The following is a 25,780-nucleotide window of genomic DNA, read 5'->3' as shown; positions in this document are numbered from 1 at the left end:
CTTGCAGTATTCCGCCAAGCCGCCGTCCGGAAAAAATCGTAAATATTCATCCCGATAACCAAATAGAATCGCCGTCATAACCGGCCTGCATCCGCTATCGGGGAAAGCCCGCGAATCCTCTGGGCGACGTCGCGTGACACGCCGAGTGCCGGGCATGGCGCCCAACAATGGGGAGAGCGACGTGAAGCTGCACCAATTGCGCATCCTGCTGGCCGTGGCACAGCACGGCAGCATCCACGAAGCGTCTCGCGGGCTGCATATCTCGCAGCCGGCGTTGTCGAAGGCGATTGCGGAGCTGGAAAGGGAGCTTGGCGTCACGCTGCTGTCGCGTTCGGTGCGCGGCGTGAGCCTGACCGCATATGGCATGGCGCTGGTCAAGCGCGCGAGTGTCGTCGAACAGGAACTGCGTCACGCGCTGGAAGACATCGAAGCCATTCGCGGCCATGCGGAGGCGGAGCTCAACGTCGGCTTTACCGCCGTGGCGTCGAGCGGCCCGCTTCCGGATGCCATGGCGGCGCTGCGCAAGCGGTTTCCCAACGTCGCGCTACGCGGCTTCGAACAGCGTCCGCAGCAGATCCTGGAAGGGCTGCGAGAGGGGCGGCTCGATATCGGTTTGATCTCCAGCAACAGCGGCCCCGGCACGGGCAGTTTCCAGTGGGAGCCGCTGTTTTCGGTGCCGATGCGCCTGGCGGTGCGCCCCGGCCATCCGCTGCGCCGCGTGCGCCGGCTGCGTCCGCTGCTGGATGCCGACTGGCTGGTGCTCGACCCGCTGGAGGATCCGGGCAGCCCGATGGTCAGCCTGATGCGTCTGCATCGTCTCGACATCCCGCGCCGGATCGTGCAAAGCGCGTCGAATCTGCTGGGGCTGCAGCTCGCCACGAAGACAGACGTCGTCAGCATGTGGTCGGAATTTGTCTTCAGCGGCACCGGCGGGCCGCTGCGCATGGTGCCGGGCTCGCTCGAAACCTTGCCGATGGAAGATGAGCTGCCGGATTTCAACGTCTACATGGTCTACCGTTCGGCCGACCTGATGACGCATGTGTGCGCGGAATTCAGCAAGGAGATCCGGCACGCGGCACAGCACTATCGCCAGCGCTGAGCATCACGCGTCAAGTTCGGCGCCTTCTGCGCGCATGGCACCCGGCGGCCGCCCAACCACCCGCTTGAATGCACGGCTGAACGCAGCGAGCGACCCGTAGCCAAGCCGGTATGCAACGGCTTCGATCGCCTCGCGGTCACGCGTGATCCATTGCGCGGCGAGCCGCATCCGCAGCTCGGTCAGATAGCGTACGGGCGTCATTCCGGTCGCCGCCAGGAAGCGCTCGGCAAACACCGAGCGCGAGACGCCGGCTTGCGCCGCCAGCTCCGCGACGCTCCAGTTGCGGCCCGGGTCACGATGCAGGGCGACGATCGCGCGGCCCAGTTTTGGCTCGCGCAGGGCCTGCACCCAGCCCGTCGCGTCGCCGCAGCCGCATTCCACCCAGCCGCGCACGATAAAGGCGGCCACCACGTCGGCCAGCCGGGCGAGGATGCCGGCAAAGCCTGCGCGCTCGGAGCACGATTCACGCTCCATCGCGTCGAGCATCGGGCGGATTTCCGGATAGCGCGCGAGCAGCGTGCCGACGTGCATGAACTCCGGCATCGTGCCCACCAGGGGCTGCATGCCGCCCAGGTCCAGCTCCATGCACGCGCTGAAGATGAGCGCGTCGCCCGGGGCCGCTTCCGTACCGGCACCCACCGACGCCACCGTGTCGCAGATCTTCGCGGCTTCAAAGCCGGCGATCTCGCGGCACGGCGCATCCGGATCGGACAACAGCGCATGCGGGGTGCCCTGCGGCAGCAACACCGCATCGCCGGCTTCGAGTCGCATCGTTGCCCCCGACGCATCGCGCAGCAGCACGGGCCCGCGGCCAACGAAGTGAAATTGCGCACGCCCCGGCGCCTCGCCAAAGCTCAGCCCGAAGGGCCGCGCCACGTGAATACGGCGGTACTGGACACCGCTCAGCCGCATGCCCAGCAGCAGCTCGCTGACAAGGTCGTGCACGTCGGGGAGGGGGGTAAGCATCTGAAGTATTCGGACGAATGATCAACAAGATCGGATTGTATGTCATAGACCGTCCGATTGACGGGCCCTACCATGCGGTCTTATTGGTACTTTCCCTGACTCTTTCTACGAAACGACGCATGAATCCCGGAACCTCTACGGCCGCCTCAGTCGCGGCCCCGCGTGAACCCGCCTGGGGCGCCGTCTTCGCGATGGCGCTGGGCGTGTTCGGGCTCGTCACAGCCGAATTCCTGCCTGCAAGCCTGCTGACGCCCATGGCGGAAAGCCTCGGCGTGACCGAGGGCGTGGCAGGGCAGGCCGTCACGGCCACCGCAACGGTCGCCCTCGTCACCAGCTTGCTGACCGCCGCCGTCACGCGCACCATCGACCGGCGGCGCGTGCTGCTGGCGTTTTCGGTGCTGCTCGTGGCATCCAATCTTGCCGTGGCGTTTGCGACCAACCTGACAACGATCCTGATCGGCCGCGTGGTGCTTGGTATTGCGCTCGGCGGCTTCTGGACCATGGCCACCGCCACTGCGATGCGCCTTGTGCCTGCTGCGCTCGTGCCGCGGGCGCTGTCGATCATCTTCAGCGGCGTCGCCGTCGCCACGATTGCCGCCGCGCCGCTCGGGAGCTACTTCGGCCACCTGATCGGCTGGCGCAATGTGTTCCTTGCTGCGGCTGCGCTCGGGGTGCTGGCGTTCGCATCGCAAGTCGCGACGCTGCCATCGATGGCGCCAAGCGGTACGACGCGGCTGCGCACGCTGATCGACGTGCTGCGCCGCCCGAGCGTCGGCATCGGAATGTTCGCGACGATCCTCGTGTTCACCGGGCACTTTGCGTTCTTCACGTACCTGCGGCCGTTCCTGGAGCAGGTGGCGGGCGTTGGCGTGAACGGGCTGTCGGCAATCCTGCTGGGCTATGGCATTGCCAACTTCGTCGGCACGTCGTTGGCCGGCCGCGTGCTGGAACACCGGCTGCGCCCAATGCTGATCGCAATGCCGGCGCTGATGGTCGTGCTGGGCATCGCACTCGTGGCGCTGGGCCGCGCGCCCGTCATCGACGCCGTGCTGATCGCACTGTGGGGCATGGCGTTTGGCGGCGTGCCAGTCGCGTGGTCGACATGGGTGACGCGCACCGTGCCAGACGAAGCCGAAAGCGCTGGCGGCCTGATCGTCGCCGCCGTGCAGCTCGCGATTGCAACGGGCGCGGCTGCCGGTGGCGTGGTGTTCGACGCGAACGGTGCGGCAGGTGTGTTCATCGGCGCCGCCGTGGTGCTGGCGATTGCCGTCGCGACCATCGTGACGGGCGTGCCGAAACGCGTCGAAGTGGTGCCGGCGATGGCCGAGTGATATGGCGGATGCGCGCCGCTGGGTTGGCCGGATGATGTGGCACCGCCACCTTAGCGCGCGCATCTGTATTTCTCATAATTTGCATTATGTTAAATAAAAGATCGACCAGCCTCAGCCGGTCTCGATCCAACGCCCTCCACTAAGCCTTCTTCAAAAACTCCGGCTTGAGCAGATAGCTGACGCCGTCGATCTTGCAGTCGATCGGATGGTCGCCCGGCACCAGCCGGATGTTCTTGATCTTCGTGCCCGCCTTGAGCGTGCCCGAGCCACCCTTGAGCTTCAGGTCCTTCACCAGTGTTGCCGAGTCGCCCGCCTTCAGCGGATTGCCGTTGGCGTCCTTGATGACCAGCGCCGTCTCTTCTTCGTCTTCCTGTGCCGACGGATTCCATTCGTGCGCGCAATCCGGGCAGATATAAAGCTCGCCGTCTTGATAGGTGTTCTCAGAGGCGCATTCTGGGCAGGCAGGAATCGTAGACATGTGAAAGCCGTGAATCTGGTCAAAGGGGCCGCACTATATCAGCCGCGATCAGCCGAGATGTGCGCGATGGTTGCCGACTGTTACCGCTTGTCTGTGCCTTGCAGCCGATCCGCGGCAATCTTTACCGTGGCAGCGCCGCCATGGACGGTTTCGAGCCGACACATCAGAGAACATCCGGAGCCGCTCATGTGGATTCGGGCCGATGGTCACATCGGATTTTCCCGACGTTCTGGCCGCGCTGAAGCGATTGGCCGAACGCCGAGCGGCCCGCGCGAACTGGCAGGCGTGCCGCGCCGTTCGGTATGATCCACCCTCCAATCATCTGAATCAGGAAGAACATCATGGGCGAAGCCAAACGACGCGGCTCACAGGCCGACCGCATTTCTCAGGCACACGCCCGGCTGGAGGCGCTGCGTCCTGAAAAACTGGTCTGCGGCGCCTGTCAGACCGCCTTTACCGAATTCGAAGGGATGGAGCCGCGCGACATGCCCGGCATCCACGCCATCTTCGGCGGCGAATGCCCGAACTGCGGCGAGAGCGTGATTTCCTTCAACGGCGAGCCCGAAGCCGTGGCCGCGGCCATGCTGGCTTACCAGGACGCCATGGAAGACGCCAAGCTCGGCGCGCAGACGCAGGAAGGCAAGCACGTCCCCTACGTCGACGAAGAAGACAAGCCCACGCAACACTGAACCCGCCATGCAAGACACGTCAACGCGCCGCTACCGGCACTACAAGGGCGGCGAGTACGAATGGCTGTGCGAGGCCACGTACGAACCCGATCCCGCCATCAAGATGACGGTCTATCGCGCCGCCAACGGCACGATCTGGACACGCCCATCGACGATGTTCCACGAGATGGTCGAAGTCGACGGCCGGCAGGTGCCGCGCTTTGCGCTGATCGACTGAATGCCGGCGGAAACTCTCTCCTTGCGAGCGGGCCTGCGGGCCCGTTTTACGTACTGGCGTGACCGCAGCGGCGCTTGGGCTGCTCGCCACGGGCAGTTGGCTGCGGGGCTGCATGAGTTTGTCGTCTTCGGGATCAAGCAGGCGTGGGCATGCCTGTTCGGCGGGCTGATGGTCGCCCTGCTGATCGGCACGCATTTCTGGTATCCGGCAGCCGCACCGATTGCCCGCTACGACGCCCTGACGATTGCCGCGGTCATCATCCAGATTGCCTTGCTGTGGCTGAAGCTGGAGACGTGGGACGAGGCCAAGGTGATCTTGATGTTCCATGTGGCCGGTACAGGCATGGAGGTATTCAAGACGGCGGTCGGCTCATGGATTTACCCCGAGGCGTCGGTGCTGCGCATTGGCGGCGTGCCGCTGTTCACCGGCTTCATGTATGCCTCGGTGGGCAGCTATATCGCGCGGGCGTGGCGCGAATTTGACCTGCGCTTCACGCATCATCCGCCGTTGGCGGTGACGGCCCTGCTCTCGCTCGGGATCTACGTGAATTTCTTCCTGCACCACTATTGGTGGGACTTGCGCTACGTGCTGATGGCGCTCATTGCGATGGCATTCCGACGCTGCTGGATTCACTTCCGCATCGATCGCGTCCACCGGCGCATGCCCTTCCTGCTGGGCTTTACGCTGGTCGCCCTCTTCATCTGGCTTGCCGAAAACATCGGCACGTTCACGCGCACATGGCTCTATCCGAACCAGCTGCAGGGCTGGGAGATGGTGTCGATCGCCAAGCTTGGCGCCTGGTTCCTCCTGACCATCATGAGCTACGTGATGGTCACGCTCGTCAACCCGCCGCGGCCCGTTTCTGACGCTTGAACCAGGCATGCTCGCCCGGCGCCCGGTCGCGTAGTTCGAAGGTGATGTGCACGCGGCGCGAGGCCTGCAGGTAGACGCCGCACGTCAGCGTCAGTGCCACGGCAACGGCCACGCCATCGATGAAGGTGGAGCGTGCCCCCGGGATGCCGCCTGCCATCAGCATCAGGCCAATCAGCGGCGGCAGCAGCGCCATGTGGACGAGCATGGCCGGGCGGAACGCGCTGTCGTGCGTGGTGGCCAGCACCAGCACCGTCACGCTGGAAATCAGATACAGCAGCGTGGTGAGGTTGATAGCGCCGCTGCCCGGCGCGTTGGCATCGAACAGATCGGCGCCGGCCAGCTGCAGCGCGTCCATCGACAGCCCCTGCCAGAACACCCACGTTGGCCCCGCGATGGCAATGGCCAGCACCCACGGCAGCCATCCGGCAATGCCGTACAGCGGATGTTGACCCGCTGCGATCGGGTCGATGTCGACCCAGCGATGCGTCAGCATGATGCACCCCCAACAATGCGCGTCCGTTCTGATGACGGTTGCTCTCAGCAAGCGCCGGCGGCGTCTGCCTCCCCTGCTCTCTAGCTTAGGTCGCCGCGCAAGGCGCGCAATGCAGGAGGAACCCTGAGCGCACAATCGGATTGCGCTACCTCAACTGCCGCCCAGTTAGCGGCGAAACAGCCGGGGGCGGTCCGGATCGTAAAGCGGGTCGGGTGTGATCTGCGTCAGTTGCAGAACGCCAGCCGGGTCGAAGTAGAAATGCATCAGCGACGGCCAGACGTCGTCCGCCTTGAAGCGGTAGGACCAGACCAGCCGTTCCATGCGCGGGAAATACGCGGTCTCGACCGGTTGACCGAAATGCCGGAGCACGTCGTCTCGGGTCCAGACGCCGATCTTGGCCTGGGCAAATTCGAGACTGCTCAGGACTTGCTTGAAGGCGACGAGCTTGCCGCCGGCATCAAAATCGGCCGCGTAGGTGAACTGGCCGTACGGTTTGGTCGGATAGAGCCAGCGGGTGCCGCCGTTGAGGGGATACGTTTCGCGCGGCGGCCCGAACTGCGCCTGCACGGCGGGCTCGTCGGCGCCGACCAGTCGCTGCCCCTTGGTGACAGGGGACTCCAGTGCCGCACATCCCGCCGTCGCTGCCACCACAATCGCTACCGTCAGCCAACGCATCGCCCGCATCACAATCGTCCCTGTTGCACTGAGTGAAGCGGCTAGTTTACCGCCGCGTTTCGGCCGGGCGCGCTAGGAGCGGTGCAATGTCGAGGTGAGTCGCGGCAAGCCGCGCATCGGCGTGCGGCAATCGCGGAATCGTGCCCAGATGCGGTGCGTTGATCCACCGGCGCAGCGTGGCGACATTGTCCTCAAGCCCGGCCATGGACGCGTCGACCACGTTGCCGACCCAGCCGGCCAGATGCAGCCCGCGCGCGGCAATCGCCTCGGCCGTGAGTGCGGCGTGATTCAAGCAGCCCAGGCGCAAGCCCACAACCAGCACCACGGGCAAGCCCAATGCCACGGCCATTTCGGCGGTATCAAAGTTGTCCGACAGCGGCACGCGGAAACCACCGACGCCCTCCACCACGACGGCATCCGCCAACGATCTGGCCTGCGCAAACGCATCGAGAATCGGCGGCAGCGTGATCGTCACGCCTTCGCGCGCAGCAGCCAGATGCGGAGACATCGGCGCGTCGAGCAGCCATGGGCAAATGGTGTCGAGCGGCAGATTGACCGACGCCGCGGCGCGCAGTTGCTCGACGTCTTCGTTGGTGCGCGTGGGTGCGCCCGCCAGCGTGCCTGCTGCAATCGGCTTGAGGCCCGCGGCACGGTAGCCGGCGTCGGAGAGCTTGGTCAGCAACGCCGCGCTGACGAGCGTCTTGCCGATCTCCGTATCGGTGCCGGTGACAAAGCAATCGAAGCGTGCGGGCATGTCAGGCTGCCTTGGCGGGCTGGAGGGATTGGCCGGCCGCTTCCAGCGCCTGCGCCAGGCGCTCGATGTCGGCATCGGTATGTGCCGCAGACAGCGTGATGCGCAAGCGCGCCGTTCCGGCCGGCACCGTCGGCGGGCGGATCGCGGCGATGCGGATGCCTTCGCGTTCGAGCGCAGCGGCCAGTTCAAGCGCGGGTGCGTTCTCTCCAATCACGATCGGCTGGATGGCCGTCGGCGACGGCATCCACCGCCAGCCGAAGCGTGCAGCCAACCGCTGCGCGTGCGAAGTCCACACGGCGATGTGGCGGTCAAGGCGGGCACGACGTTCCGCGCCCTCCTCGCTTGCAATCAGGTTCAGCGCTGCCTCCACCGCACATGCAATGCCCGGCGGCGTAGCTGTTGTGAAGATGTACGTGCGCGCGCGCTGCACCAGCCAGTCAATCACCAGCCGATGTCCGACAATGGCTGCGCCCGAGCCGCCGGCAGCCTTGCCGAACGTGCCGACATAGATGATGCGCTGCGAGCGCAGCCCGAAGTGCGACAGCACACCCGCGCCGTTTTCGCCCAGCACGCCCAGGCCGTGTGCGTCGTCCACGATCAGCCAGGCGTCGTAGCGTTCGGCCAGCGCAAGCAGTTCGGGCAGCGGCGCGATGTCGCCATCCATGCTGAACACGCCGTCCGTGACGATCAGCTTGTTGCGACTGGTGCTCGCCGCCAGCAGCGCTTCCAGCGCAGCGAGGTCGACGTGCGGATAGACCTTGATGGGCGCCCGCGACAACCGCGCACCATCGATGAGCGAGGCGTGATTCAGCGCATCGGAAAAGATCGTGCATTCGTCGGCCGGGCGGATGCCGCCGGCCTGCGCCATGGCGCTCACCACGGCCAGATTGGCCATGTAGCCCGTGCAGAAGAACAGCGCATCCGCGTCGGGAATGTGCGCGGCTTGCAGCGCCGCCATGCGAGCCTCCAGCCGCGCGTGCGCAATCGAATGGCCGCTCACCAGATGCGATGCGCCGCTGCCAAAGCCATATTGCTGCGTACCGTGCGTCATCGCCTCGGCCAAGGCGGGGTGCGCTGCCAGCCCGAGATAGTCGTTGCCGCAAAAGCCGAGAATGTCGCGCGGCTCTTCACCGGGCACGCTGATGCGCTGGCTGCGGTCGGTCGGGCTGTACGCGGTGCGGCGCACGCGGCGCAGGTGCGCGGCGTCAATGGCGTCGAGGCCGGCCTGCAGGTCGTCAAGCAATCGCATAGGTGTGTCCTTCAGTTTCGCCCGTGGCTTGGGCGAGCGTGTCTTCAAGCGTCTGCAGCGTGCGTTCGACCAGCGTGTCGGTCTCTTCGTCGTTCAGCACATACGGCGGCAGCAGATAAACGGTGTTGCCGATGGGGCGCAGCAGCAGTCCATGCGTGCGCGCCGTCAGCGCAAAGCGTTCGGCAAAGCGTGCCCCGGCCACCTCAGGGTGCACGTCGAACGCGGTGATCATCCCCGTCTGCCGCAAATGGGCAAAGCGCGCATCGTGCGACAGCGGCGCAAGGCCCTGGGCGATGCGTGCCGCGGTCACGCGATTACGCGCAAAGACATCTTCTTCAGCAAACAGATCGAGTGTGGCGAGGGCCGCGCGGCACGCCAACGGATTGCCCGTGTACGAATGCGAATGGAGGAAGCTGCGCACCGGCGCATCGTCGTTGAAGGCGTCGTAGATGGCATCGCGCGACAGCACGATCGACAGCGGCAGATAACCGCCGCTGATGCCCTTCGAGAGGCACAGCAGGTCCGGCCACACGCCAGCCTGCTCGCATGCGAAGAACGTACCGGTGCGACCGCAGCCGACGGCAATTTCATCTGCAATCCAATGCACGCCAAATTCGTCGCACAGCGCACGCACGCCGCGCAGATAGCTCACGTCGTGCATGGCCATGCCGGCCGCGCATTGCACCAGCGGTTCGATGATGACGGCGGCGATGGTGCCGGCGTGGGTGCTCAGGCAATCGCGCAATGCGGCCAGTGCGCGTTCGGCTACGTCGGCGGCGGTCTCGCCCGGGCCGGCCAGACGCGCGTCTGGGGACGGCACGCGATGCGATTGCAGAATCAGCGGGTCGTACGCATCGCGGAAGATCGCCACGTCGGTCACACCCAGCGCACCGAGCGTTTCACCGTGGTAGCCGTGTTCCAGGCAGACGAATCGGCTGCGTGCGTCCTGCCCTGCATTGCGATGGGCGTGAAAGCTCATCTTGAGCGCGATTTCCACGGCAGAAGCGCCGTCGGAGCCGAAGAAGCTGTGGCCCAGCACGCCGCTCGTCAGGTCGATCAGGCGCTCGGCCAGTTCCACGGCCGGGCGGTGCGTCGCGCCCGCCAGCATGACGTGCTCCAGCGAATCGAGCTGCGTCTTCAGCGCCGCGTTGATGTGCGGATTCGCATGGCCGAACAGGTTGACCCACCAGGAGCTGGTGCCGTCCAGGTAGCGCTTGCCGTCAAAATCGATCAGCCACGGCCCCTGACCGCGCGCGATCGGCAGCGGCGGCATGGCATCGAGCCGCGCATTTTGCGTGCACGGATGCCAGACGGCCGCGCGGCTGCGCGCCTGCCACGCCGTGTTGGCGCTGGGCGCGCCGTCGGCCGGCACCGGGATTGGGGGATACGCCATACGAGGCCTCCTCGAAACAGAAGCAGAAGCGGGGGATTCGGCGGCGTATGGTAGAGGGCATGTGGATCAAACAACAAGCCCGCACGTTGAAAGAAAATGGCGCAATATAGGCGAATAATGAGCGAAGAAGCGCACTTCTTCGTGGGATTTTCCACCTCCTGCGCGGAACGTGCCGTTAAAAAATCTTTTCCAGCGCAGAAAAATATGCTGGAAAAGTCACATCCCGAGTCGTTCGATTTCACCTGGTCTGGGCGCGGAGCGCGCGTCAAGCGCACCGATTATTTACATTGAGTGATATTGAGAATGGACCGCAGGTTTGCTTTGCCTCATTGCTCAGTCCTAGGGATAACCCTATACTCGGGAAAACCCTAGATCACGCACTGAGAGAAAACATCATGGTCCAGCAAGCCTATTTCACCCCCAAGTTCGCCGGCGAAATCCAAGTTCAAGCCGCCAACCGCACCTCGCTGCTGCGCGCAGTCATCAATTTCTTCCGCAACGGTTGGGACGACAACCTCGCGTACGCAGAGGTGGTTGGCAAGTCCGGTTCTTACCTGGGCTGAATGGGGCGGCCGAATGTTCGGCTATCCCGCGAAGGCATAAAAAACGGCGCATCGGCGCCGTTTTTGTTTGGAGAGCCGGGTGGCGCGCCTAACCCAGATCCCCGCCGCCCACCGGCAACACCGTCCCGGTGATGTACGAAGCGTCGTCCGACGCCAGAAACAGAATCGCCTTTACCTGCTCGTCGATCGTGCCGTAGCGGTGCATCAGGCTGCTGGCGATGGTCTGGTCGACGATGCCCTGATACCAGACCGCCTCCTGCTCCGACATGGGCGCCGTGTTGCGCGGGATTTTCCGCGGCGGCGCTTCGGTGCCGCCCGTGGCGACGGCGTTGACGCGGATGTTGTCCTGCGCGTGCTCCATGGCGAGGCTGGCCGTCAGTGCGTTCACGCCGCCCTTGGCCGCCGAATACGGAATCCGATAGATACCGCGCGTGGCAATCGACGACACATTGACGATCACGCCCTGCCGGCGCTCCACCATGTGCGGCAGCACGGCGCGGCAACACCACAGCGTGGGAAACAACGAGCGGCGGATCTCCGCTTCGATTTGCGCTTCTTCATAGTGCTGATAAGGTTTCGCCCAGATTGTGCCGCCGACGTTGTTGATGAGCACGTCGATGCGACCGAAGGCATCCAGCGCGGTTTGTACGGCATGTTGAGCGCCGGCGTAGGTTTCAAGATCCGCCGTGGTGGCGTGGGCCTGGCCGCCTGCTGCTGCAATTTCGGCCTGCACCTCGAAAACCAACTCCGCCCGGTCCACCAGCAGCACCGGGGCGCCCTCTGCCGCCGCAGCCATTGCCACGCCGCGCCCGATACCTTGCGCCGCCCCCGTCACGACGACGGCCTTGCCTGAGAATCGTTGCATGCTCATGCCGCCTTCGCCTCCGGTACTGCATTGGGCGTGAACTTCTCGTAGTAAAAGCTGCTGGGCTTCACGCCTTCGTCGTCAAAGTACTTGCGCACTGCATCGACCATCGGCGGCGGCCCGCACAGATAGACGTCGACGTCGCCATCGTTCAGCGCATCGGCCGGCACGTGCTGCGTTACCCAGCCCTTGCGCGGATGATTCGACGCGGCGTCGGCGACGACCGTGGTGTAGCTGAAGTTCGGCAGCCGCGCTGCATAGGCGTCGATCGCATCGACCTGCACCAGGTCGAGGTCACGCGTCACGCCATAAATCAGGTGCACCTTCTGCTGCGAATGGGTGCGCGCCAGCACTTCAAGCATCGACAGGAACGGCGCGAGGCCCGTACCGCCGGCAAGGAACAACAGCGGCCGCTGCACATCGCGCAGATAGAAGCTGCCCAGCGGGCCTTGCAGATCGAGCTTGTCGCCGGGCTGCGCGGTTTCGAGCCAGCGGCTCATCACGCCGCCGGGGATCTTCTTGATGAGGAAGCTGATCTTCGATTCACCTGGCGCGGAGGAGAACGAATACGAGCGGTGCTGGCCGGTGCCCGGTACGCCGATGTTGACGTACTGGCCAGGAAGAAACACCGGCGCCGTGGCATCCACGTCCAGTTCGAGCACGACCGCTGCATCGTTGTGCAGCTCGACGTTCGACACCGTTGCGGCGAAAGCACTCTGCCCCGTTTTGCAGGCCGTCGACGAGGTCGGCACCGCGATCACGCAATCGCTGTGCGGCACCATCTGGCACGTCAGGACAAGGCCGGTGTTTTTCTCGTCCTCGCTCAGGGCGTCGTCAATGTAATCGTCACCGAGGTCGTAGCTTCCGCTTTCGGCGCGGCACTTGCAGGTCCCGCAAACGCCATCGGAGCAATCCATCGGCAGGTTGATCTTGGCGCGGAAGGCGGCATCGAGCACCTTCTCGCCCGCTTTGCAATCGATGAAACGGGTCACCCCGTCCTCGAAATTCAGTGCGACTGTGAAACTGGACATGGAATACCTCCGCTGCCTCTTTTGCGTGTCCTATGCGGGGTGCACATCAGACGTGATAGACGTCGAGCACCTGCCGGATGTAGTCGTTCTTCAGGACGATCTTCTTGGATGCAATCAGGAAGCCGTCGCCCGCGCGGCGCAGGGTGACGAAGATCGTGCCGAAGAAGTGGTCGGTGGTTTTGTACCGGTGGCTGAGCGTGTGAAAGTTGTAGCGCACGTCGACTTCATCGCCGCGTTCGGCCAGCACTTCGACATTGGCGACGGTGTGGCTCGTTCGCGGCTCGGGTGTGGAGGCCCCGCTGCGCTCGGTCTTGATGCGGAAGACGCGATCCTCCAGCCCGCAGCGATTGGCGTAGTACATCAACGAGATCTGGCTCTGCGGATCGTCGGTCAGTTGGTCGTCGTCATCCCACGCGGGCATCCAGTAGGTGACGTCTTCTGCGTAGCAGTCGAGCCACGCGTCCCACTGGCGGTCGTCAAGCAGTCGCGCTTCGCGGTACAGGGCGGCGCAGATGTTCTGGTAATCCGCGCTCATGCCGGCACTCCTTCGCATTCCTGCTTGAGCGCCTCACGCATGATGCGCACCCAGTATTCGTGCTGGCAGACGAACAGGCCTTCGTCTTCGCTGCGCTCGCCCGAGATGAGCGGCTTCAATCCCATCTTCGTGGCGTTCTCGTCGGGGCCGTGCACCCACAGCGGCGCCCCGCGTGACAGGTCGTTCCACAGCGCGGTCGTTCCGGCGTAGCCGTTCTGACAGGCGCGGAATTCCTCCAGGTCATCGGCGGTGCCCATGCCGGTGACGTTGAAGAAATCCTCGTACTGGCGGATGCGCGTTGCGCGGTCCGTTGCGCTTTCGCCCTTCGGCGCGAAACAGAAGATCGAGACCTCGGTCTTGTCGACGCTGATGGGCCGTACCACGCGAATCTGCGTGCTGAACTGATCCATCAGGAAGACGTTTGGATACAGGCACAGGTTGCGGGTCTGGTTGACGATGAAATCGGTCTGGGTTTCACCCACGCGCGCCTTGATTTCGTCACGGTGCGCATAGACGGGTCGCACTTCCGGGTTCATCGTCTGCGTCCACAGCAGGATGTGGCCGTGCTCGAACCCATAGACGCCCGCCACCGACTTGCTCCAGCTGTTTGCATCCACGGCCTGCGTGCCGCCTTCCTTGCGTCGCCCCATCGTTGCGGCGTAGTTCCAGTGCACGGTGCTGACGTGGTAGCCGTCGCAGCCGTTTTCCATCTGCATCTTCCAGTTGCCGTCATAGACGTAGGAAGAATTGCCGCGCAGCACTTCCAGGCCTTCGGGTGCCTGATCGACGATCTGGTCGATGATCACACGCGCTTCGCCAAGGTACGCCTCGAGCGGCTGCACATCGGCGTTGAGGCTGCCGAACAGGAAGCCGCGATAGCTCTCGAACCGCGCAACCTTCTTCAGATCGTGCGAGCCATGCGTGTTGAATTGCACCGGGTACTCGGTCGTCTTTTCGTCCTTCACTTTCAGCAGCTTGCCGGTGTTGGAGAACGTCCAGCCGTGGAACGGACACGTGAAGCTGCCCTTGTTGCCGTGCTTGCGGCGGCACAGCATCGCACCCTTGTGCGCGCACGCGTTGATGACCGCGTGCAGCTCGCCGGTCTTGTCGCGCGTGATGACGATCGGCTGGCGGCCAATCCACGTGGTGTAGTAATCGTTGTTGTTTGGAATCTGGCTCTCGTGCGCCAGATACACCCAGTTGTTCTCGAAGATGTGCTTCATCTCCAGCGCGAACAGATCGGGGTGGGTGAAGATGTCGCGGCGGCAGCGGAAAATGCCGGCCTCTTTGTCATCCACCACGGCGGTTGACAGCAGCTGGTCCAGTTCGCTGGCTTTGTCGATCAAGGCGGACATGGTCGTCTCCACGTTGAGGCACCCGGCCTCAGGCCTCGGCCGAAGCGCGCAAGCGATTCACGCGCTGGTTGTCCTTGCCCTGAACCAGCGGCGTGAGCACGAAGTTGAATTCGATGTCCTTGTACGCATCGGCTTTCAGGCCGAGCGCGGTGCCGCCGGTTTTTTCCACCACATGCGGAATCAGCTCTTCGCGGGTGGCATAGGCGAAGTCGTCCCAGATCAGCGGATCGCCTTCGATGTTGAATTGCGTCGTCAACTTGCGGTGGCCGTCGCTCGTGACGAAGAAGTGCACGTGCGCCGGCCGGTTGCCGTGGCGCGCAAGGCCGTTCAGCAGTTGCTGCGTGGCGCCGTGCGGCGGGCAGCCGTAGCCCACCGGCATGAGCGTGCGGAATTCATATTGACCATCGGCGCCAGTCCTGACCGCGCCCCGCAGGTTGAACGGGCTCTGCGCACCGGCCGGATCGAAATGCGAGTAGAAGCCGTTCGAATTCGCGTGCCAGCACTCGACCACGGCGCCGGCCACCGGCTTGCCGTCCGGGCCCGTCACCGTGCCATGAATGACCAGCGGGCCTGCGGCCGGGTCCGGATCGATGTCGATCCTGGACACGCCATCGCGCACCGTTGTGCCGGCAACGTACAGCGGCCCTTCAATCGTGCGCGGCGTACCGCCGTTGATGCCCAGCGCCGCATCCGCAGCATCCATGCGGATGTCGAGGTATTTCTCCAGGCCCACGCCGGCCGCCAGCAATGCCGCTTCTCCGTCCTGCCCGAGCTTGTTCAGGTAGTTGATGCCGGCCCAGACCTCGTCCGGCGTGATGTCGAGGTCGTCGATGGCCTTGAACAGATCGGCCAGCAGCCGGTGGGTGATCTGCTTCAGGCGGGCATTGCCCTCTTTGCCCTCCAGGTTGGTGGCGGCCTTCAGCAGGTCCTGCACTTCTTTCGTTTCGAATACGCGCGCGTTCATGATGGGTGTCTCCTCGTGGTGTTCTGGGGGGGATGTGGAATGTCTCAGGCATCGTCGCTATGCACTGACGACGGGTGACGGCACAGCGGCGTCACAGCGATCTGCATGTACGGAAACAGCGGCAGCGCCGTCAGGATGTCGTGCAGTTCTGCATTGCTCTGCACGTCGAAGATGCTGACGTTCGCGTACTCGCCAACCAGGCGCCAGATGTGGCGCCACTTGCCGCTGCGCTGCAGATCCTGCGAATAGGCCTTCTCGCGCGCCTTGATCTCGTTGGCGACATCGGCGGGCATGTCGGCCGGCAGGCGAACATCCATGCGGACGTGGAACAGCATCGTGGTCTCCTTGGTGGTCTCGTTCGTTTTGGATTTATTGCCGGCGCAGGCGTGCCAGCTTGTCTTGATCGATGTCGATGCCCAGGCCCGGGGCGGTCGGCACCTGCAACATGAAGTCGCGGTACTGCAGCGGTTCAGTCAGCAACTCTTGCGTAAGCAACAAGGGGCCGAACAGCTCGGTGCCGAACTGCAGCTCGCCAAAGGTGGAAAACACGTGGGCTGACGCCGCCGTGCCGACCGCGCCTTCGAGCATCGTTCCGCCATACAGGCCGATACCCGCCAGCTGAGCGATGGCGGCCACCTGCATCGCCGGCACGAGGCCGCCGGACTGCGCGATCTTCACGGCGAAGACGTCCGCGCTGGCAGAGCCCGCCAGCTCAAATGCATCGCGCGGACCGTGCAGGGCTTCGTCGGCCATCATCGGCACGGTGAACTGCCGGGCCAGGCGCTCCAGCGCGGCGCGGTTTTCTGCGCGCACCGGCTGTTCGATCAGGTCGACGCCGCCGGCTTGCAACGCGGCGATGCCGTTGGCGGCGTCCAGTTCGCTCCAGGCCTGGTTGACGTCGACACGCACGCTCACGGCGTCGCCTAGTGCGCGCTTGATGGCCAATACGTGCGCTACATCGTCGGCCACCGGGCGCAGGCCGATCTTCAGCTTGAAGATGCGGTGGCGGCGCTCGGCGAGCATCGCTTCTGCCTCGGCAATGTCCTTGCGGGTGTCGCCGCTGGCGAGCGTCCAGGCCACCGGCAGCGCATCGCGCAGGCGGCCGCCCAGCAGCTCCGACAGCGGCACGCCGAGCCGGCGGGCCTGCGCATCGAGCAGCGCCGTTTCCAGCGCGCACTTGGCAAAGCGGTTGCCCTGGATGGTCTTGCGCACGCGTGCCATGGCAGCCGCCACATTGCGCGCCTCCATGCCGATCAGCAGCGGCGCAATGTGCGTGTCGATGTTGACCTTGATGCTTTCGGGGCTCTCTTCGCCGTAGTTGAGGCCGCCGATGGTGGTGGCCTCGCCCCAGCCTTCGATACCGTCTTCGCAGCGCACATGCACGAGGACGAGCGTCTGCGTATGCATGGTGGCGACGGACAGCTTGTGCGGACGGATGGTGGGCACATCCACTAGAATGGCCTCGATCGAGCGAATCATGTTTTCCAGGTATCAGAAGAACAACTATCAACGTGGAAATCAGATTACGCAGCGCGATTTACTGCGTCCAACACCGATTTAGTATCAGTTTCATACCTGAAAGGTATAAAAATGGAGCTGCGTCACCTGCGCTATTTCGTTGCCGTTGCTGAAGAGCTGAACTTCACGCGCGCCGCAGAACGGCTGCATATCGCGCAGCCGCCGCTCTCGCGGCAGATTCAGCAGCTGGAAGAGGAAGTCGGTGTGCTGCTGTTCGAGCGCGGCAGCCGCCCGCTCAAACTGACCGAAGCCGGCCGCTTTTTTCACGCGCATGCGCGGCAATTGCTCGCGCAGACGGCAGAGCTTGCGTTGATGACGCAACGCGTCGGCCAGATCGAGCGGCGCATGTCGGTCGGCTTCGTGGCTTCAACGCTGTACGGGATGCTGCCGAAGGTCATCCGGCGCTTTCGGGCGGAGTACCCTATGGTCGATCTGACCATGCACGAGATGACGACGATGGACCAGATCCAGGCGCTCAAGGACGGTCGCATCGACGTCGGCTTCGGCCGCATCCGTTACGAAGACCCGAACGTGCGGCGCATCCTCCTGCGTGATGAACGACTGATCGTCGCGCTGCCCTCAGGCCATGCGCTGCTGGACGGCAGGACGACCGCCTCGCTGCGTGACCTTGTCGGCGACACGCTCATCATTTACCCGCGCACACCGCGTCCGAGTTATGCGGACCAGGTGCTCGCCCTCTTCCACGATCGCGCGCTGGAACCCAGCAAGATTTACGAGGCACGGGAATTGCAAATCGCCTTGGGGCTGGTGGCTGCAGGCGAAGGCGTATCGGTGGTGCCGCGCAGTGTGGCGGGCCTGCGGCGCGAAGATGTCTGCTACATGGAACTCGACGATCCGCAATTGGTCTCGCCCATTATCTTCAGCACGCGCCTGCTCGACGAGTCTGAAGACATCCGCGCCATGCTGGCGCTGACGTATCGGTTGTACGACGAGCAGAAGATTCCGTATTACGCACCCTCGTAAGGCTTGCAACGGCGGCCCAAAAGTTACAAGCCGCTGGACACGACGGCCGCATGGGCTAGATTGAAGCAAGGCGCCCGTTCGCCTGCGATTGGAGCGCAAGCGAGTGAAAAGAATACGCCGCCCCATCATCATCAAGTTGGCCCTCGTCGTGGCGCTGGTGCTTGCGGTGGCCGCCTTGCTTGTCGCTCACGAATTCCGCACCTCCGCCTGGCAGGCCCGCTACTTCGCGCACCTGGCGCAATCGCAAACCTTTCCCGTCAAGCCGGGGCCGAACACGTCGGCCCGCTATCCGAACTCCGGCCCTTACGACGAGCGGCTCGGCTATCACGACCTCCCCACGTTTCTGGACCGCCTGCGCTCGCGCGGCTACATCGTCGCGCAGCAGGCCGTGCCATCCAAAGAGATGGTCGCGCGAATGGACAGCGGCATGAACCCGCCCTATCGCGAGAAGGACCAGGCCGGCCTGGAGCTGCTCGACGACGACGGCCGCCCGATCTACCGCGTGCGACACCCTGAACGCGTATATGACAGTTTTGCGTCGGTGCCGCCGCTGCTGGTGAACTCGCTGCTGGCGATTGAAAACCGCACGCTGCTGCAGACTGAATACCCGAAGCGCAATCCGGCCGTGGAGTGGTCGCGCCTCGCGCGTGCGGTGTGGGACCGCGCCCTGCATGTCGTCAATCCGGCGCATGAATCGCCCGGCGGCAGCACCCTCGCCACGCAGATCGAAAAGTATCGGCACTCGCCCGAAGGCCGCACCGAATCGCCCAGCGAAAAGCTGCGCCAGATGTTCTCGGCATCCGCCCGCGCCTACCTGAACGGCGAAGACACCACTGCCGCCCGCCATCAACTCGCCGTCGATTACCTGAACACCGTGCCGCTGGGCGCACGCGCCGGCTTTGGCGAGATCCAGGGTATTGGCGATGCGCTGTGGGTCTGGTACGGGCGCGACTTCGCGCAGGTGAATGCGCTGCTCGCGGCCCAATCGACGGCGCCCCTCCCAGAACGTGCGCTGGCCTACAAGGAGGCGTTGAGCCTGCTCGTCTCGCAGCGGCGGCCTTCGTACTACCTCGAGAATCTCGATGAACTGGAAACGTTGACCAACGCCTATCTGCGCGTGCTGGCGGCCTCCGGCGTGATTCCGCCCGCGCTGCGCGATGCGGCCATTGCGCAATCGCTCAAGCAGCAGGCGCTGAACACGCGCGTGCCGCCTCCGCCGCTGGAGCACAAAGGCACAAACGCCGTACGCGTGAATCTGGCGGGCATGCTCGGCATCTCGCGCATGTATGCGCTCGACCGGCTCGACCTGACCGCCAGCAGCACGCTCGATGCGCCGTTGCAGCGCGATGTTTCTGCCGAACTGCGCAAGCTGCGCGACCCGGCCAACGCCAAGGCCGCCGGCCTCGTCGGCGACATGATGCTCGAGCGCGGCGACCCGCGCGGCGTGACCTACAGCTTCACGCTGTACGAACGCGCGCCGGGTGGCAACCGCGTGCTGGTGCAAGCCGATACGTTCGACAAGCCGTTCGACATCAACGAAGGCGTCAAGCTCGATCTGGGCTCTACGGCCAAGCTGCGCACGCTGGTGACGTATCTGCAGATCGTGGCCGAGCTGCACAAGCGCTACGCCGACCAGCCCGCCGCGGCGCTGCGCAAGGTCAATATTCCCGTGCAGAACCCGATCGAGCGCTGGGCCGTCGATTACCTCGCCCACATGCAAGACCGCTCGCTCGCGGCGATGCTCGATGCATCGATGGAGCGCAAATACTCCGGCAACGCCGGCGAGTGGTTTGCCACCGGCGGCGGCATGCAGAGTTTCGAAAACTTCGAGAAATGGGAAGGCACGCAGAACTTCACGGTGCGCGAGGGGCTCAAGCATTCCGTCAACCTCGTCTTCGTCCGGATCATGCGCGACATCTCGCGCTACTTTCAGCACCAGTTGCCCAATGCCGGCGCCGAAGCGTTGACCAATCCGGAGTCTCCGCAGCGACAGATCTACCTGCGGCGCTTTGCCGACCGCGAAGGCAAGCTGTTCATGGGCCGCTTCTACGCCAAATACAAAGGCAAGACCGACCAGGAGCGCGAAGCCATCCTGGTGCAAAGCACGCGCGCGACGCCGGTGCGGCTGGCCACCATCTATCGCAGCATCGACCCCGAGGCCGGCCCCGGCAAACTCGCCGCATTCATCCGCAGCTACCTGCCCGGCGCAAAGCTGGATGAGGCGGAACTCACCAACCTGTATGAAAAGTATTCCGTCCAGCGCTTCGACCTCGCCGATCGCGGCTACATCGCCAAGCTGCATCCGCTCGAGCTGTGGCTGGTGGCGTATCTGCGCACCCATCCGCAAGCCACGCTCGCGCAGGTGAACGAGGCCAGCGCCGATGAGCGCTTGTCTGTCTACAAATGGCTGCTGCAATCGCACCGCAAGGGCGCGCAAGACAAGCGCATCAAGCAGATGCTGGAGATCGAAGCGTTCCAGCAGATTCACGCCATGTGGAAGCGGCTGGGGTATCCGTTCGAATCGCTGGTGCCGTCATACGGAACCGCCATCGGCGCGTCGGCAGACCGGCCGGCATCGCTGGCGGAGCTGATGGGCATCATCGAAAACGACGGCATCCGCCTGCCCAGCGTACGCATCGACCGCCTTCGCTTTGCCGCCAACACCCCTTACGAAGTCATGCTCTGCCGCGACCCCAACGCCGGAGAACGCGTGCTGCCGCTGGAGATTCCGCCCCTGGTCAAATCCGCGCTGGCCGGCGTCGTCGAAGGCGGCACCGCCAAGCGCATCTCCGGCACGTTCATCGACAAGGGCGGCAAACCCATCGCCATCGGCGGCAAAACCGGCACCGGCGACAACCGCTTCAAAACCTTCAGCCGCGGCGGCGGCCTCATCTCAGAACGGGTCGTCAGCCGCTCCGGCGCCTTCGTCTTCTACCTGGGAGACCGCTACTTCGGCACCGTCGTCGCCTACGTAGCCGGCACCGACGCCGCCAAGTACAAATTCACCAGCGCACTGACGGTGCAAGTGCTCAAGGTCCTGGCTCCCACGCTGATGAACCACCTGGATTTGCAAGACGAGGCGCCTGCCTTCAACTGCAAGATGCCCCAGGCCACGGCGCCGGAACAGAAGCTGGATTGAGCCAAACCACGAGACCATCGCGGAGGCATGTGCCGCACGATGGTGTGGCCGTACCTTGCCCTATGCGGCGCCTTGGATTTTTGTTGCGGGGAGGAAAAAGAAGGGAGGCTGTCTGAGCGCAGCGAGTTTGCCTCCCTTCCCTCCCCGCGACAGAAATCCAAGGAGGAAGTCGCCGCATCGGGCGCGCCTTTCTTTGCTTACCTTTCTTTGGCAAGACAAAGAAAGTAAGTCGGCCCCGCCAGGGGACGAAACACCCGGCCCGCAGCACCCTCACCGCAACGACCGCTGCAACCAAATCCCCCCCGCACACCCCAACGCCACCACCGCGCCCCAGGCAAACAAATCCCCCACCGCCAATAACGTCGCCTGCCGATCAATCTCCGCCGAGATCCGAATCAACTCAGAACCCTGCAACGCATGCGGCCACTGCCAGGCCGGCGTGAGCGCACTCACATGCCCGACGAGGTCGGTCCGGTGCTGCGCCTGCCCGCGCTGCAGCAACAACGTCGCCCCCATCGTCCCAGACGCCTGCGCCCAGGCCCGCATGATTCCCTTGAACTGATAGGCATGGCCGAAATCCTTGGCCGGCAGATCCACGTAAGTCAGCCCCGCCACCTGGATCACCACGAACATCCCCACCATGCCTTCGATCATGAACCCCGGCGCCACCGCCGCCACCGACGCGCCCGGCATGGCCACATGCGACATCCACAGCAGCGCCGTCGCCATCAGCACAAAACCGATGGAGATCAGCACGCGCTTGGTTGGCAGCACATTGGACAACTGAAAGTTCAGGATGCCCAGCGCCACCGTGACCAAGCCGCCCAGGCTCATCAGCTGCGCGGTGGTTTCGTAGCGAAAGCCCAGACCGTTCTGCAGCAGGCTCGACGACAGAAAGCCCCAGGCACTCGCAAACATGTAATAGATGGCGTAGAACACCATGCCCATCAGGAAGCGCCGCTGCAGCGTGGCCCGCAAGTCCACCCACGGCAGCGGATGACCCGTCTGCCGAATGCCGACCCAGAGGATGAGCGCCACCACCGCAATGATCGGCACCACCTGCGCGGGAGAACCGTCGGGGTGGATGAACCGCGCTTGCTGAAAGCCGTGCAGCGCAATCAGCGCCGCCAGCCCGAATGCGATGGCCGAGGGCCAGTCGAGCGAGGCGAAATCGCCCTTGCGCTCGTGCATTTTCGGATGCGGATAGAACGCCGCCACCAGCCCGCACACCACCACGGCCACCAGCAACTGCGCGACGAAGATGGCGCGCCAGCCGAATTGTTCGGTGAGCGCTGCCGACAGCATCGGCGACACGCAACTCAGCCCGAAGATGCCGTAGATCATGCCCTTCATCATCGTGCGGCGTTCGTGCGCGGGGCTGTGCTGCACGAAGATGCGCGAAGTCGACAGCATCGGGCCGCCGCCAAACCCCTGCACGGCCCGCCCGACAATCAGCATCGTGCCGCCCTCGGCCGCGGCGCACATCAGCGTGCCGGCAATGAACACCACCAACGACAGCAGCGTGTGCCTGCGATACGTCATGTGATCGGCCAGCCGGCCCATCACCAGAATGGCCAGGCTGGCCGCGGCCGCATACGCCGTCACGGCCCAGAGATACACATCCTGCGACGCCAGCACCCCACCTTCGATATGCGGTCCGGCAATCGAAAACATCAGGTTGGACATGTAGTCCACGCCCGTCGCCAAGCCGATCACCATGCCCACCATGCGCAGTTCCATCCGGCTGCCGATGGTCGACTCGGCAGCGGGTTTGCGTGGTGCAGGCGGGGGAGAAACCGTGTGGTCTGTGCTTGGCGTGTTCATGCAGGGATGGTAATTTGCCGCGAAACCGGCGGAAATCGCCTGCCAACAAATTCATTGTTCAATTATGCGAACGACGGACTGGAACGACTGGGACACTTTTTGCACCGTGGCCACGCTCGGCAGCTTCACGCGCGCGGCGGATCGGCTGGGGTTGCCCAAGTCGTCGGTCAGCACGGCGGTGTCGCGGCTGGAAGGCAAGATGGGCGTACGCCTGTTCGAGCGCAGTACGCGCCGCCTGCGCCTGACCGACGCCGGCGAAGCCCTGCTGCGCGACGCCGGCCCATTGTTCCAGCGGCTGCGCGAAGTTTCGGAAGACGCCGCAGCAACGTTCCAGTCGCCCGCCGGCACATTGCGCATCGCCATGCCCTACGAATTTGCCGCCCGGCAGCTCGCCGAGGTGGTGCTGGAAGTCATGCGCGAGCACACCAGCCTGCGCATCGAAGTGGACGTTGCGCCGCGTCAGATCGATCCGCTCGCCCAGGGCTACGACATCATGCTGACCGTGCCGCGCGGGCCGCTGCCTGATTCCGGCCTCGTCGCCCAGCGCGTCTTCGATCTGCGCCGCGCGGTCGTCGTCGCCCCACAACTGCTGGAACGCCTTGGGCCGCTGACACACCCGGACCAGCTCGCCGACTGGCCCTGCCTCGGCACCTCCAACGAAGCCGAATGGCAGTTCCGCACGCCCGGCGGCGAAACGATCAACCTGCCGCTGGACTTCCGCATGCGCACCTCCAATAGCGAATTGCGCATGCAGGCCGCCATTGCTGGCCTGGGTGTGGCGCGCATCACGTCCGTGTTCGCAACCGAGCTGATCGCTTCGGGCACGCTGCAGGAGGTGCTGACCGATTTCCAATCTCCGCCGATGCGTGTGTATGCCGTCTTCCCGGGCCGCCGCCTGATGCCCGCCAAGGTCAAGGTTTTCATGGATGCCCTGCACCGCCGCATAGAGCATTCCCGCCAGCACACCGACATGCGGCCCACCTTCGTAGACGAGGCCGCGGCATCCTGGCCGCCCGAATCGCTGCTCTGACTGACAAACCCTCTTTTACCTACGCAAAACCATGCGCCCGTTCACCAAACTTCCCCTCCTGATTGCTGCGCTCGCTCTGAGCACTGTCGGATGCTCCCGCGCCGAGGACATCGGCAGCGTCAGCACCAATTTCCGCATCACCGGCTCCGACAAGATCGTCATCGAAGCCTTTGACGACCCGCTCGTGCAGGGCGTGACCTGCTATGTGTCGCGGGCGCGCACCGGCGGCATCAAAGGGACGCTGGGCGTGGCCGAAGACGTGAGCGAAGCCGCGGTGGCCTGCCGACAGGTCGGCGAGATCAGCTTCGCCAAGCCGCTGCCCCAGCAGGACGACATGTTCACGCAGCGCTTGTCGCTCGTCTTCAAGACGTTGCACGTGGTGCGCACGGTCGACCGCAAGCGCAATGTGCTGGTCTATCTGACGTATTCGGACAAGGTCATTTCCGGCAGCCCGAAGAACAGCGTGACGGCGGTGCCGATCCCGGCCAGCCAGCCCATTCCAGTCAAATAAGCGATGGCCGCACCACATTGGTGCAGGCATCGCAAGCGTGGTGGCGGAGCAACGGGAGACGGCGCAAAAGGGGTGCATACGTAAGCCTACGTATGGTGCATTGCATCATGTGGTGTATAGTCAGGGTATTCCCTAACCGGGATTTCCCTAAGAGGCCAATCATGCAAAACACGAACGACCTGAAGCTGACCGATCAACTCGAACGCGAACTGATCGAGCGCGAAATGTCCGAAGGTATCTACTACTATCGCCGTCCGAGCGGCCAATCGTTCTCGTTCGCCCAGTTCTTCTCGGCAATCGCGAACCTGTTCGGCACGCAACGCACCGCCAAGGCCTAACCCGCCGCGCTATTGTCGATGGGCGTGTGCCCAAGCTAGCTGTATGTAGCAATCGCAGTTTCAGTAGCACCGTGCGCCGGCCGTGTGTCATCACACCCGCCGCCACACCCGCCAGGTCATGACCGCCTGGTGCCAATCGAGGGCCGGATTCCGGCCCTTTGTCATTTCTGCGGCATTTGTATGGGTTGTTGCATGCCGCAGCATCGCCCTGACGCCTCCGACGCTCTGGCCGCCCAGCGGTTGTCTTCTGTTTAGCCTGTGCTTTACTGAGTAAAGCCGCGACCACCGATATCCAGACCACGCGCACGTCTTCACAGCCAGGAAGACGCACAGCATGGCACCCGGCGCCCATCCCCCAAGGAGACTCCCATGGCGATCAGCCTCAAGCTGTCGGTCAACGGTGCGCCTGTCACCGTCAGTGTCGAACCCCATACCCTGCTGGTCCAATTGCTGCGCGAGCACCTTCGCCTCACCGGCACGCACGTCGGCTGCGATACCGCGCAATGCGGTGCGTGCACGGTCCACATGAACGGGCGCGCAGTAAAGTCCTGCAACATCCTGGCCGTGCAGGCCGACGGCGCCGAGGTGACGACCATCGAAGGCCTGTCGAAAGATGGTGCGCTGCACCCGATGCAGGAAGCCTTTCGCCAATGCCACGGCCTGCAATGCGGCTTCTGCACACCCGGCATGGTGATGGCGGCGACGGCGCTGGTTGCGCAGCATCCGCATCCCGATGAACACACGGTGCGCGAGCAGCTCGACGGCAACCTCTGCCGCTGCACGGGTTATCACAACATCGTGCGCGCCGTCATGCATGGTGCCGAAGCCATGGCCGCAGCCGAAGGCGACGATGCCTCGCTGCAGAGCCTGGCCGCGGCGCGGGCCCACGCCGCCTGACCCACGCGA

28 protein-coding genes are annotated in these 25,780 nt (G+C 64.2%); 13 read left to right on the top strand and 15 right to left on the bottom strand.

Features of this window, described 5'->3' with window-relative positions; translation table 11 throughout:
- Positions 1–181: 181 nt before the first annotated feature.
- On the top strand, positions 182–1,099 hold the full coding sequence (locus ABIC76_RS21105) for a LysR family transcriptional regulator (RefSeq protein WP_180815285.1): 918 nt from the start codon (positions 182–184) through the stop codon (positions 1,097–1,099).
- Between the two features lie 3 nt (positions 1,100–1,102).
- On the opposite strand, the gene ABIC76_RS21100 is transcribed toward ABIC76_RS21105, so the two are convergent.
- Positions 1,103–2,065, bottom strand: a complete 963-nt coding sequence (locus ABIC76_RS21100; RefSeq protein ID WP_102067215.1) for an AraC family transcriptional regulator — start codon at positions 2,063–2,065, stop codon at positions 1,103–1,105.
- Between the two features lie 119 nt (positions 2,066–2,184).
- Between ABIC76_RS21100 and ABIC76_RS21095 the strand changes: the two genes are divergently transcribed.
- Positions 2,185–3,396, top strand: coding sequence for an MFS transporter (locus tag ABIC76_RS21095; RefSeq protein WP_354535143.1), 1,212 nt, complete (start codon positions 2,185–2,187; stop codon positions 3,394–3,396).
- Between the two features lie 139 nt (positions 3,397–3,535).
- On the opposite strand, the gene ABIC76_RS21090 is transcribed toward ABIC76_RS21095, so the two are convergent.
- Positions 3,536–3,874: a zinc ribbon domain-containing protein YjdM gene (locus ABIC76_RS21090; protein WP_354535142.1), complete on the bottom strand. Its 339-nt coding sequence runs from the start codon at positions 3,872–3,874 to the stop codon at positions 3,536–3,538.
- A 341-nt stretch (positions 3,875–4,215) separates the two neighbouring features.
- Here ABIC76_RS21090 and ABIC76_RS21085 point away from each other — a divergent pair, with 341 nt between their 5' ends.
- Genes ABIC76_RS21085 through ABIC76_RS21075 form a run of 3 tightly spaced genes read left to right on the top strand, consistent with a single transcriptional unit; the run spans position 4,216 to position 5,653 of the window.
- The gene (locus tag ABIC76_RS21085) at positions 4,216–4,563 is read left to right on the top strand and encodes a hypothetical protein (RefSeq protein ID WP_027681460.1); all 348 of its coding nucleotides are present in this window, start codon (positions 4,216–4,218) and stop codon (positions 4,561–4,563) included.
- 7 nt (positions 4,564–4,570) lie between these two features.
- Positions 4,571–4,780 carry a DUF1653 domain-containing protein gene (locus ABIC76_RS21080; RefSeq protein ID WP_027681461.1) on the top strand — a complete coding sequence of 70 codons (210 nt, stop codon included), beginning with the start codon at positions 4,571–4,573 and terminating at the stop codon, positions 4,778–4,780.
- A complete protein-coding gene (locus tag ABIC76_RS21075; protein ID WP_354535141.1) occupies positions 4,781–5,653 on the top strand; it encodes a DUF817 domain-containing protein in 873 nt (290 codons plus the stop codon).
- On the opposite strand, the gene ABIC76_RS21070 is transcribed toward ABIC76_RS21075, so the two are convergent.
- The 5 genes from ABIC76_RS21070 to bioA all read right to left on the bottom strand — a co-directional run bounded on the left by ABIC76_RS21070 (position 5,622) and on the right by bioA (position 10,217).
- Positions 5,622–6,146 (bottom strand): hypothetical protein, encoded by a 525-nt coding sequence (locus ABIC76_RS21070; protein ID WP_027681463.1) that lies wholly within the window; start codon positions 6,144–6,146, stop codon positions 5,622–5,624. The genes ABIC76_RS21075 and ABIC76_RS21070 overlap by 32 nt on opposite strands.
- Positions 6,147–6,311: 165 nt before the next feature.
- Positions 6,312–6,830, bottom strand: coding sequence for a hypothetical protein (locus tag ABIC76_RS21065; protein WP_354535140.1), 519 nt, complete (start codon positions 6,828–6,830; stop codon positions 6,312–6,314).
- A gap of 37 nt (positions 6,831–6,867) precedes the next feature.
- A complete protein-coding gene (gene bioD / locus ABIC76_RS21060) occupies positions 6,868–7,575 on the bottom strand; it encodes a dethiobiotin synthase (RefSeq protein ID WP_354535139.1) in 708 nt (235 codons plus the stop codon).
- A gap of 1 nt (position 7,576) precedes the next feature.
- The gene (gene bioF / locus ABIC76_RS21055) at positions 7,577–8,824 is read right to left on the bottom strand and encodes an 8-amino-7-oxononanoate synthase (protein ID WP_354535138.1); all 1,248 of its coding nucleotides are present in this window, start codon (positions 8,822–8,824) and stop codon (positions 7,577–7,579) included.
- On the bottom strand, positions 8,811–10,217 hold the full coding sequence (gene bioA, locus ABIC76_RS21050; protein ID WP_354535137.1) for an adenosylmethionine--8-amino-7-oxononanoate transaminase: 1,407 nt from the start codon (positions 10,215–10,217) through the stop codon (positions 8,811–8,813). Before bioA ends, bioF begins: the two co-directional genes overlap by 14 nt.
- 117 nt (positions 10,218–10,334) lie before the next feature.
- Between bioA and ABIC76_RS21045 the strand changes: the two genes are divergently transcribed.
- Both ABIC76_RS21045 and ABIC76_RS21040 read left to right on the top strand, forming a co-directional pair.
- Positions 10,335–10,508, top strand: coding sequence for a hypothetical protein (locus ABIC76_RS21045; RefSeq protein WP_354535136.1), 174 nt, complete (start codon positions 10,335–10,337; stop codon positions 10,506–10,508).
- 104 nt (positions 10,509–10,612) lie between these two features.
- The gene (locus tag ABIC76_RS21040) at positions 10,613–10,780 is read left to right on the top strand and encodes a hypothetical protein (RefSeq protein WP_009238159.1); all 168 of its coding nucleotides are present in this window, start codon (positions 10,613–10,615) and stop codon (positions 10,778–10,780) included.
- Between the two features lie 88 nt (positions 10,781–10,868).
- Here the strand turns inward: ABIC76_RS21040 and ABIC76_RS21035 are convergent, their stop codons facing one another.
- Genes ABIC76_RS21035 through ABIC76_RS21005 form a run of 7 tightly spaced genes read right to left on the bottom strand, consistent with a single transcriptional unit; the run spans position 10,869 to position 17,009 of the window.
- A complete protein-coding gene (locus ABIC76_RS21035; protein ID WP_354535135.1) occupies positions 10,869–11,651 on the bottom strand; it encodes a 1,6-dihydroxycyclohexa-2,4-diene-1-carboxylate dehydrogenase in 783 nt (260 codons plus the stop codon).
- Positions 11,648–12,676 carry a benzoate 1,2-dioxygenase electron transfer component BenC gene (benC, locus tag ABIC76_RS21030; protein WP_354535134.1) on the bottom strand — a complete coding sequence of 343 codons (1,029 nt, stop codon included), beginning with the start codon at positions 12,674–12,676 and terminating at the stop codon, positions 11,648–11,650. The genes ABIC76_RS21035 and benC overlap by 4 nt, the downstream gene beginning before the upstream one ends.
- Positions 12,677–12,722: 46 nt before the next feature.
- Positions 12,723–13,211: a benzoate 1,2-dioxygenase small subunit gene (gene benB / locus ABIC76_RS21025; RefSeq protein WP_316901830.1), complete on the bottom strand. Its 489-nt coding sequence runs from the start codon at positions 13,209–13,211 to the stop codon at positions 12,723–12,725.
- Positions 13,208–14,566, bottom strand: coding sequence for an SRPBCC family protein (locus ABIC76_RS21020; RefSeq protein WP_316901829.1), 1,359 nt, complete (start codon positions 14,564–14,566; stop codon positions 13,208–13,210). The genes benB and ABIC76_RS21020 overlap by 4 nt, the downstream gene beginning before the upstream one ends.
- Before the next feature lie 28 nt (positions 14,567–14,594).
- Positions 14,595–15,530 carry a catechol 1,2-dioxygenase gene (gene catA, locus ABIC76_RS21015; protein WP_354535133.1) on the bottom strand — a complete coding sequence of 312 codons (936 nt, stop codon included), beginning with the start codon at positions 15,528–15,530 and terminating at the stop codon, positions 14,595–14,597.
- A gap of 44 nt (positions 15,531–15,574) precedes the next feature.
- Entirely contained in the window at positions 15,575–15,865 is a 291-nt protein-coding gene (gene catC / locus ABIC76_RS21010; RefSeq protein ID WP_102067185.1) for a muconolactone Delta-isomerase, read from the bottom strand.
- Between the two features lie 34 nt (positions 15,866–15,899).
- Positions 15,900–17,009, bottom strand: a complete 1,110-nt coding sequence (locus tag ABIC76_RS21005; RefSeq protein ID WP_354535132.1) for a muconate/chloromuconate family cycloisomerase — start codon at positions 17,007–17,009, stop codon at positions 15,900–15,902.
- Positions 17,010–17,120: 111 nt separating this feature from the next.
- Here ABIC76_RS21005 and ABIC76_RS21000 point away from each other — a divergent pair, with 111 nt between their 5' ends.
- Together ABIC76_RS21000 and ABIC76_RS20995 are read left to right on the top strand one after the other, a co-directional pair.
- The gene (locus tag ABIC76_RS21000; RefSeq protein ID WP_354535131.1) at positions 17,121–18,032 is read left to right on the top strand and encodes a LysR family transcriptional regulator; all 912 of its coding nucleotides are present in this window, start codon (positions 17,121–17,123) and stop codon (positions 18,030–18,032) included.
- A 103-nt stretch (positions 18,033–18,135) separates the two neighbouring features.
- Complete coding sequence (locus ABIC76_RS20995; RefSeq protein WP_354535130.1) at positions 18,136–21,171, top strand: transglycosylase domain-containing protein; 3,036 nt, start codon at positions 18,136–18,138, stop codon at positions 21,169–21,171.
- 270 nt (positions 21,172–21,441) lie between these two features.
- On the opposite strand, the gene ABIC76_RS20990 is transcribed toward ABIC76_RS20995, so the two are convergent.
- Entirely contained in the window at positions 21,442–22,995 is a 1,554-nt protein-coding gene (locus tag ABIC76_RS20990) for an MFS transporter (RefSeq protein WP_354535129.1), read from the bottom strand.
- Positions 22,996–23,059: 64 nt separating this feature from the next.
- On the opposite strand from ABIC76_RS20990, the gene ABIC76_RS20985 reads away from it, so the two are divergent.
- From ABIC76_RS20985 to ABIC76_RS20970, 4 genes are all read left to right on the top strand, one after another.
- The gene (locus ABIC76_RS20985) at positions 23,060–24,025 is read left to right on the top strand and encodes a LysR family transcriptional regulator (protein ID WP_027681477.1); all 966 of its coding nucleotides are present in this window, start codon (positions 23,060–23,062) and stop codon (positions 24,023–24,025) included.
- 31 nt (positions 24,026–24,056) lie between these two features.
- Entirely contained in the window at positions 24,057–24,536 is a 480-nt protein-coding gene (locus ABIC76_RS20980; RefSeq protein ID WP_102067181.1) for a CreA family protein, read from the top strand.
- A 161-nt stretch (positions 24,537–24,697) separates the two neighbouring features.
- Positions 24,698–24,874 (top strand): hypothetical protein, encoded by a 177-nt coding sequence (locus ABIC76_RS20975; RefSeq protein WP_180815273.1) that lies wholly within the window; start codon positions 24,698–24,700, stop codon positions 24,872–24,874.
- A gap of 369 nt (positions 24,875–25,243) precedes the next feature.
- Positions 25,244–25,771, top strand: a complete 528-nt coding sequence (locus ABIC76_RS20970; protein WP_012761956.1) for a (2Fe-2S)-binding protein — start codon at positions 25,244–25,246, stop codon at positions 25,769–25,771.
- The last annotated feature ends 9 nt before the right edge of the window (positions 25,772–25,780 follow it).

Origin of the sequence: Ralstonia sp. 1138, assembly GCF_040544795.1 — a bacterium.
GTDB lineage: Bacteria > Pseudomonadota > Gammaproteobacteria > Burkholderiales > Burkholderiaceae > Ralstonia > Ralstonia flatus.
The sequence above is the reverse complement of the archived record's forward strand: the minus strand, read 5'-3'. Positions and strand labels throughout refer to the sequence as shown.

Coding starts and splice junctions, on each gene's coding strand:
- ABIC76_RS20990 (WP_354535129.1), bottom strand. CDS start 22,995: ATGAACACGCCAAGCACAGACCACACGGTTTCTCCCCCGCCTGCACCA.
- ABIC76_RS21020 (WP_316901829.1), bottom strand. CDS start 14,566: ATGTCCGCCTTGATCGACAAAGCCAGCGAACTGGACCAGCTGCTGTCA.
- ABIC76_RS20980 (WP_102067181.1), top strand. CDS start 24,057: ATGCGCCCGTTCACCAAACTTCCCCTCCTGATTGCTGCGCTCGCTCTG.
- bioF (WP_354535138.1), bottom strand. CDS start 8,824: ATGCGATTGCTTGACGACCTGCAGGCCGGCCTCGACGCCATTGACGCC.
- ABIC76_RS21065 (WP_354535140.1), bottom strand. CDS start 6,830: ATGCGGGCGATGCGTTGGCTGACGGTAGCGATTGTGGTGGCAGCGACG.
- ABIC76_RS21035 (WP_354535135.1), bottom strand. CDS start 11,651: ATGAGCATGCAACGATTCTCAGGCAAGGCCGTCGTCGTGACGGGGGCG.
- ABIC76_RS20975 (WP_180815273.1), top strand. CDS start 24,698: ATGCAAAACACGAACGACCTGAAGCTGACCGATCAACTCGAACGCGAA.
- ABIC76_RS21070 (WP_027681463.1), bottom strand. CDS start 6,146: ATGCTGACGCATCGCTGGGTCGACATCGACCCGATCGCAGCGGGTCAA.
- ABIC76_RS21040 (WP_009238159.1), top strand. CDS start 10,613: ATGGTCCAGCAAGCCTATTTCACCCCCAAGTTCGCCGGCGAAATCCAA.
- ABIC76_RS20985 (WP_027681477.1), top strand. CDS start 23,060: ATGCGAACGACGGACTGGAACGACTGGGACACTTTTTGCACCGTGGCC.
- ABIC76_RS21090 (WP_354535142.1), bottom strand. CDS start 3,874: ATGTCTACGATTCCTGCCTGCCCAGAATGCGCCTCTGAGAACACCTAT.
- bioD (WP_354535139.1), bottom strand. CDS start 7,575: ATGCCCGCACGCTTCGATTGCTTTGTCACCGGCACCGATACGGAGATC.
- ABIC76_RS21075 (WP_354535141.1), top strand. CDS start 4,781: ATGCCGGCGGAAACTCTCTCCTTGCGAGCGGGCCTGCGGGCCCGTTTT.
- catA (WP_354535133.1), bottom strand. CDS start 15,530: ATGAACGCGCGCGTATTCGAAACGAAAGAAGTGCAGGACCTGCTGAAG.
- ABIC76_RS20970 (WP_012761956.1), top strand. CDS start 25,244: ATGGCGATCAGCCTCAAGCTGTCGGTCAACGGTGCGCCTGTCACCGTC.
- bioA (WP_354535137.1), bottom strand. CDS start 10,217: ATGGCGTATCCCCCAATCCCGGTGCCGGCCGACGGCGCGCCCAGCGCC.
- ABIC76_RS21080 (WP_027681461.1), top strand. CDS start 4,571: ATGCAAGACACGTCAACGCGCCGCTACCGGCACTACAAGGGCGGCGAG.
- benB (WP_316901830.1), bottom strand. CDS start 13,211: ATGAGCGCGGATTACCAGAACATCTGCGCCGCCCTGTACCGCGAAGCG.
- ABIC76_RS21045 (WP_354535136.1), top strand. CDS start 10,335: ATGAGCGAAGAAGCGCACTTCTTCGTGGGATTTTCCACCTCCTGCGCG.
- ABIC76_RS21005 (WP_354535132.1), bottom strand. CDS start 17,009: ATGATTCGCTCGATCGAGGCCATTCTAGTGGATGTGCCCACCATCCGT.
- ABIC76_RS21100 (WP_102067215.1), bottom strand. CDS start 2,065: ATGCTTACCCCCCTCCCCGACGTGCACGACCTTGTCAGCGAGCTGCTG.
- ABIC76_RS21000 (WP_354535131.1), top strand. CDS start 17,121: ATGGAGCTGCGTCACCTGCGCTATTTCGTTGCCGTTGCTGAAGAGCTG.
- benC (WP_354535134.1), bottom strand. CDS start 12,676: ATGTCCAGTTTCACAGTCGCACTGAATTTCGAGGACGGGGTGACCCGT.
- ABIC76_RS21085 (WP_027681460.1), top strand. CDS start 4,216: ATGGGCGAAGCCAAACGACGCGGCTCACAGGCCGACCGCATTTCTCAG.
- catC (WP_102067185.1), bottom strand. CDS start 15,865: ATGCTGTTCCACGTCCGCATGGATGTTCGCCTGCCGGCCGACATGCCC.
- ABIC76_RS21095 (WP_354535143.1), top strand. CDS start 2,185: ATGAATCCCGGAACCTCTACGGCCGCCTCAGTCGCGGCCCCGCGTGAA.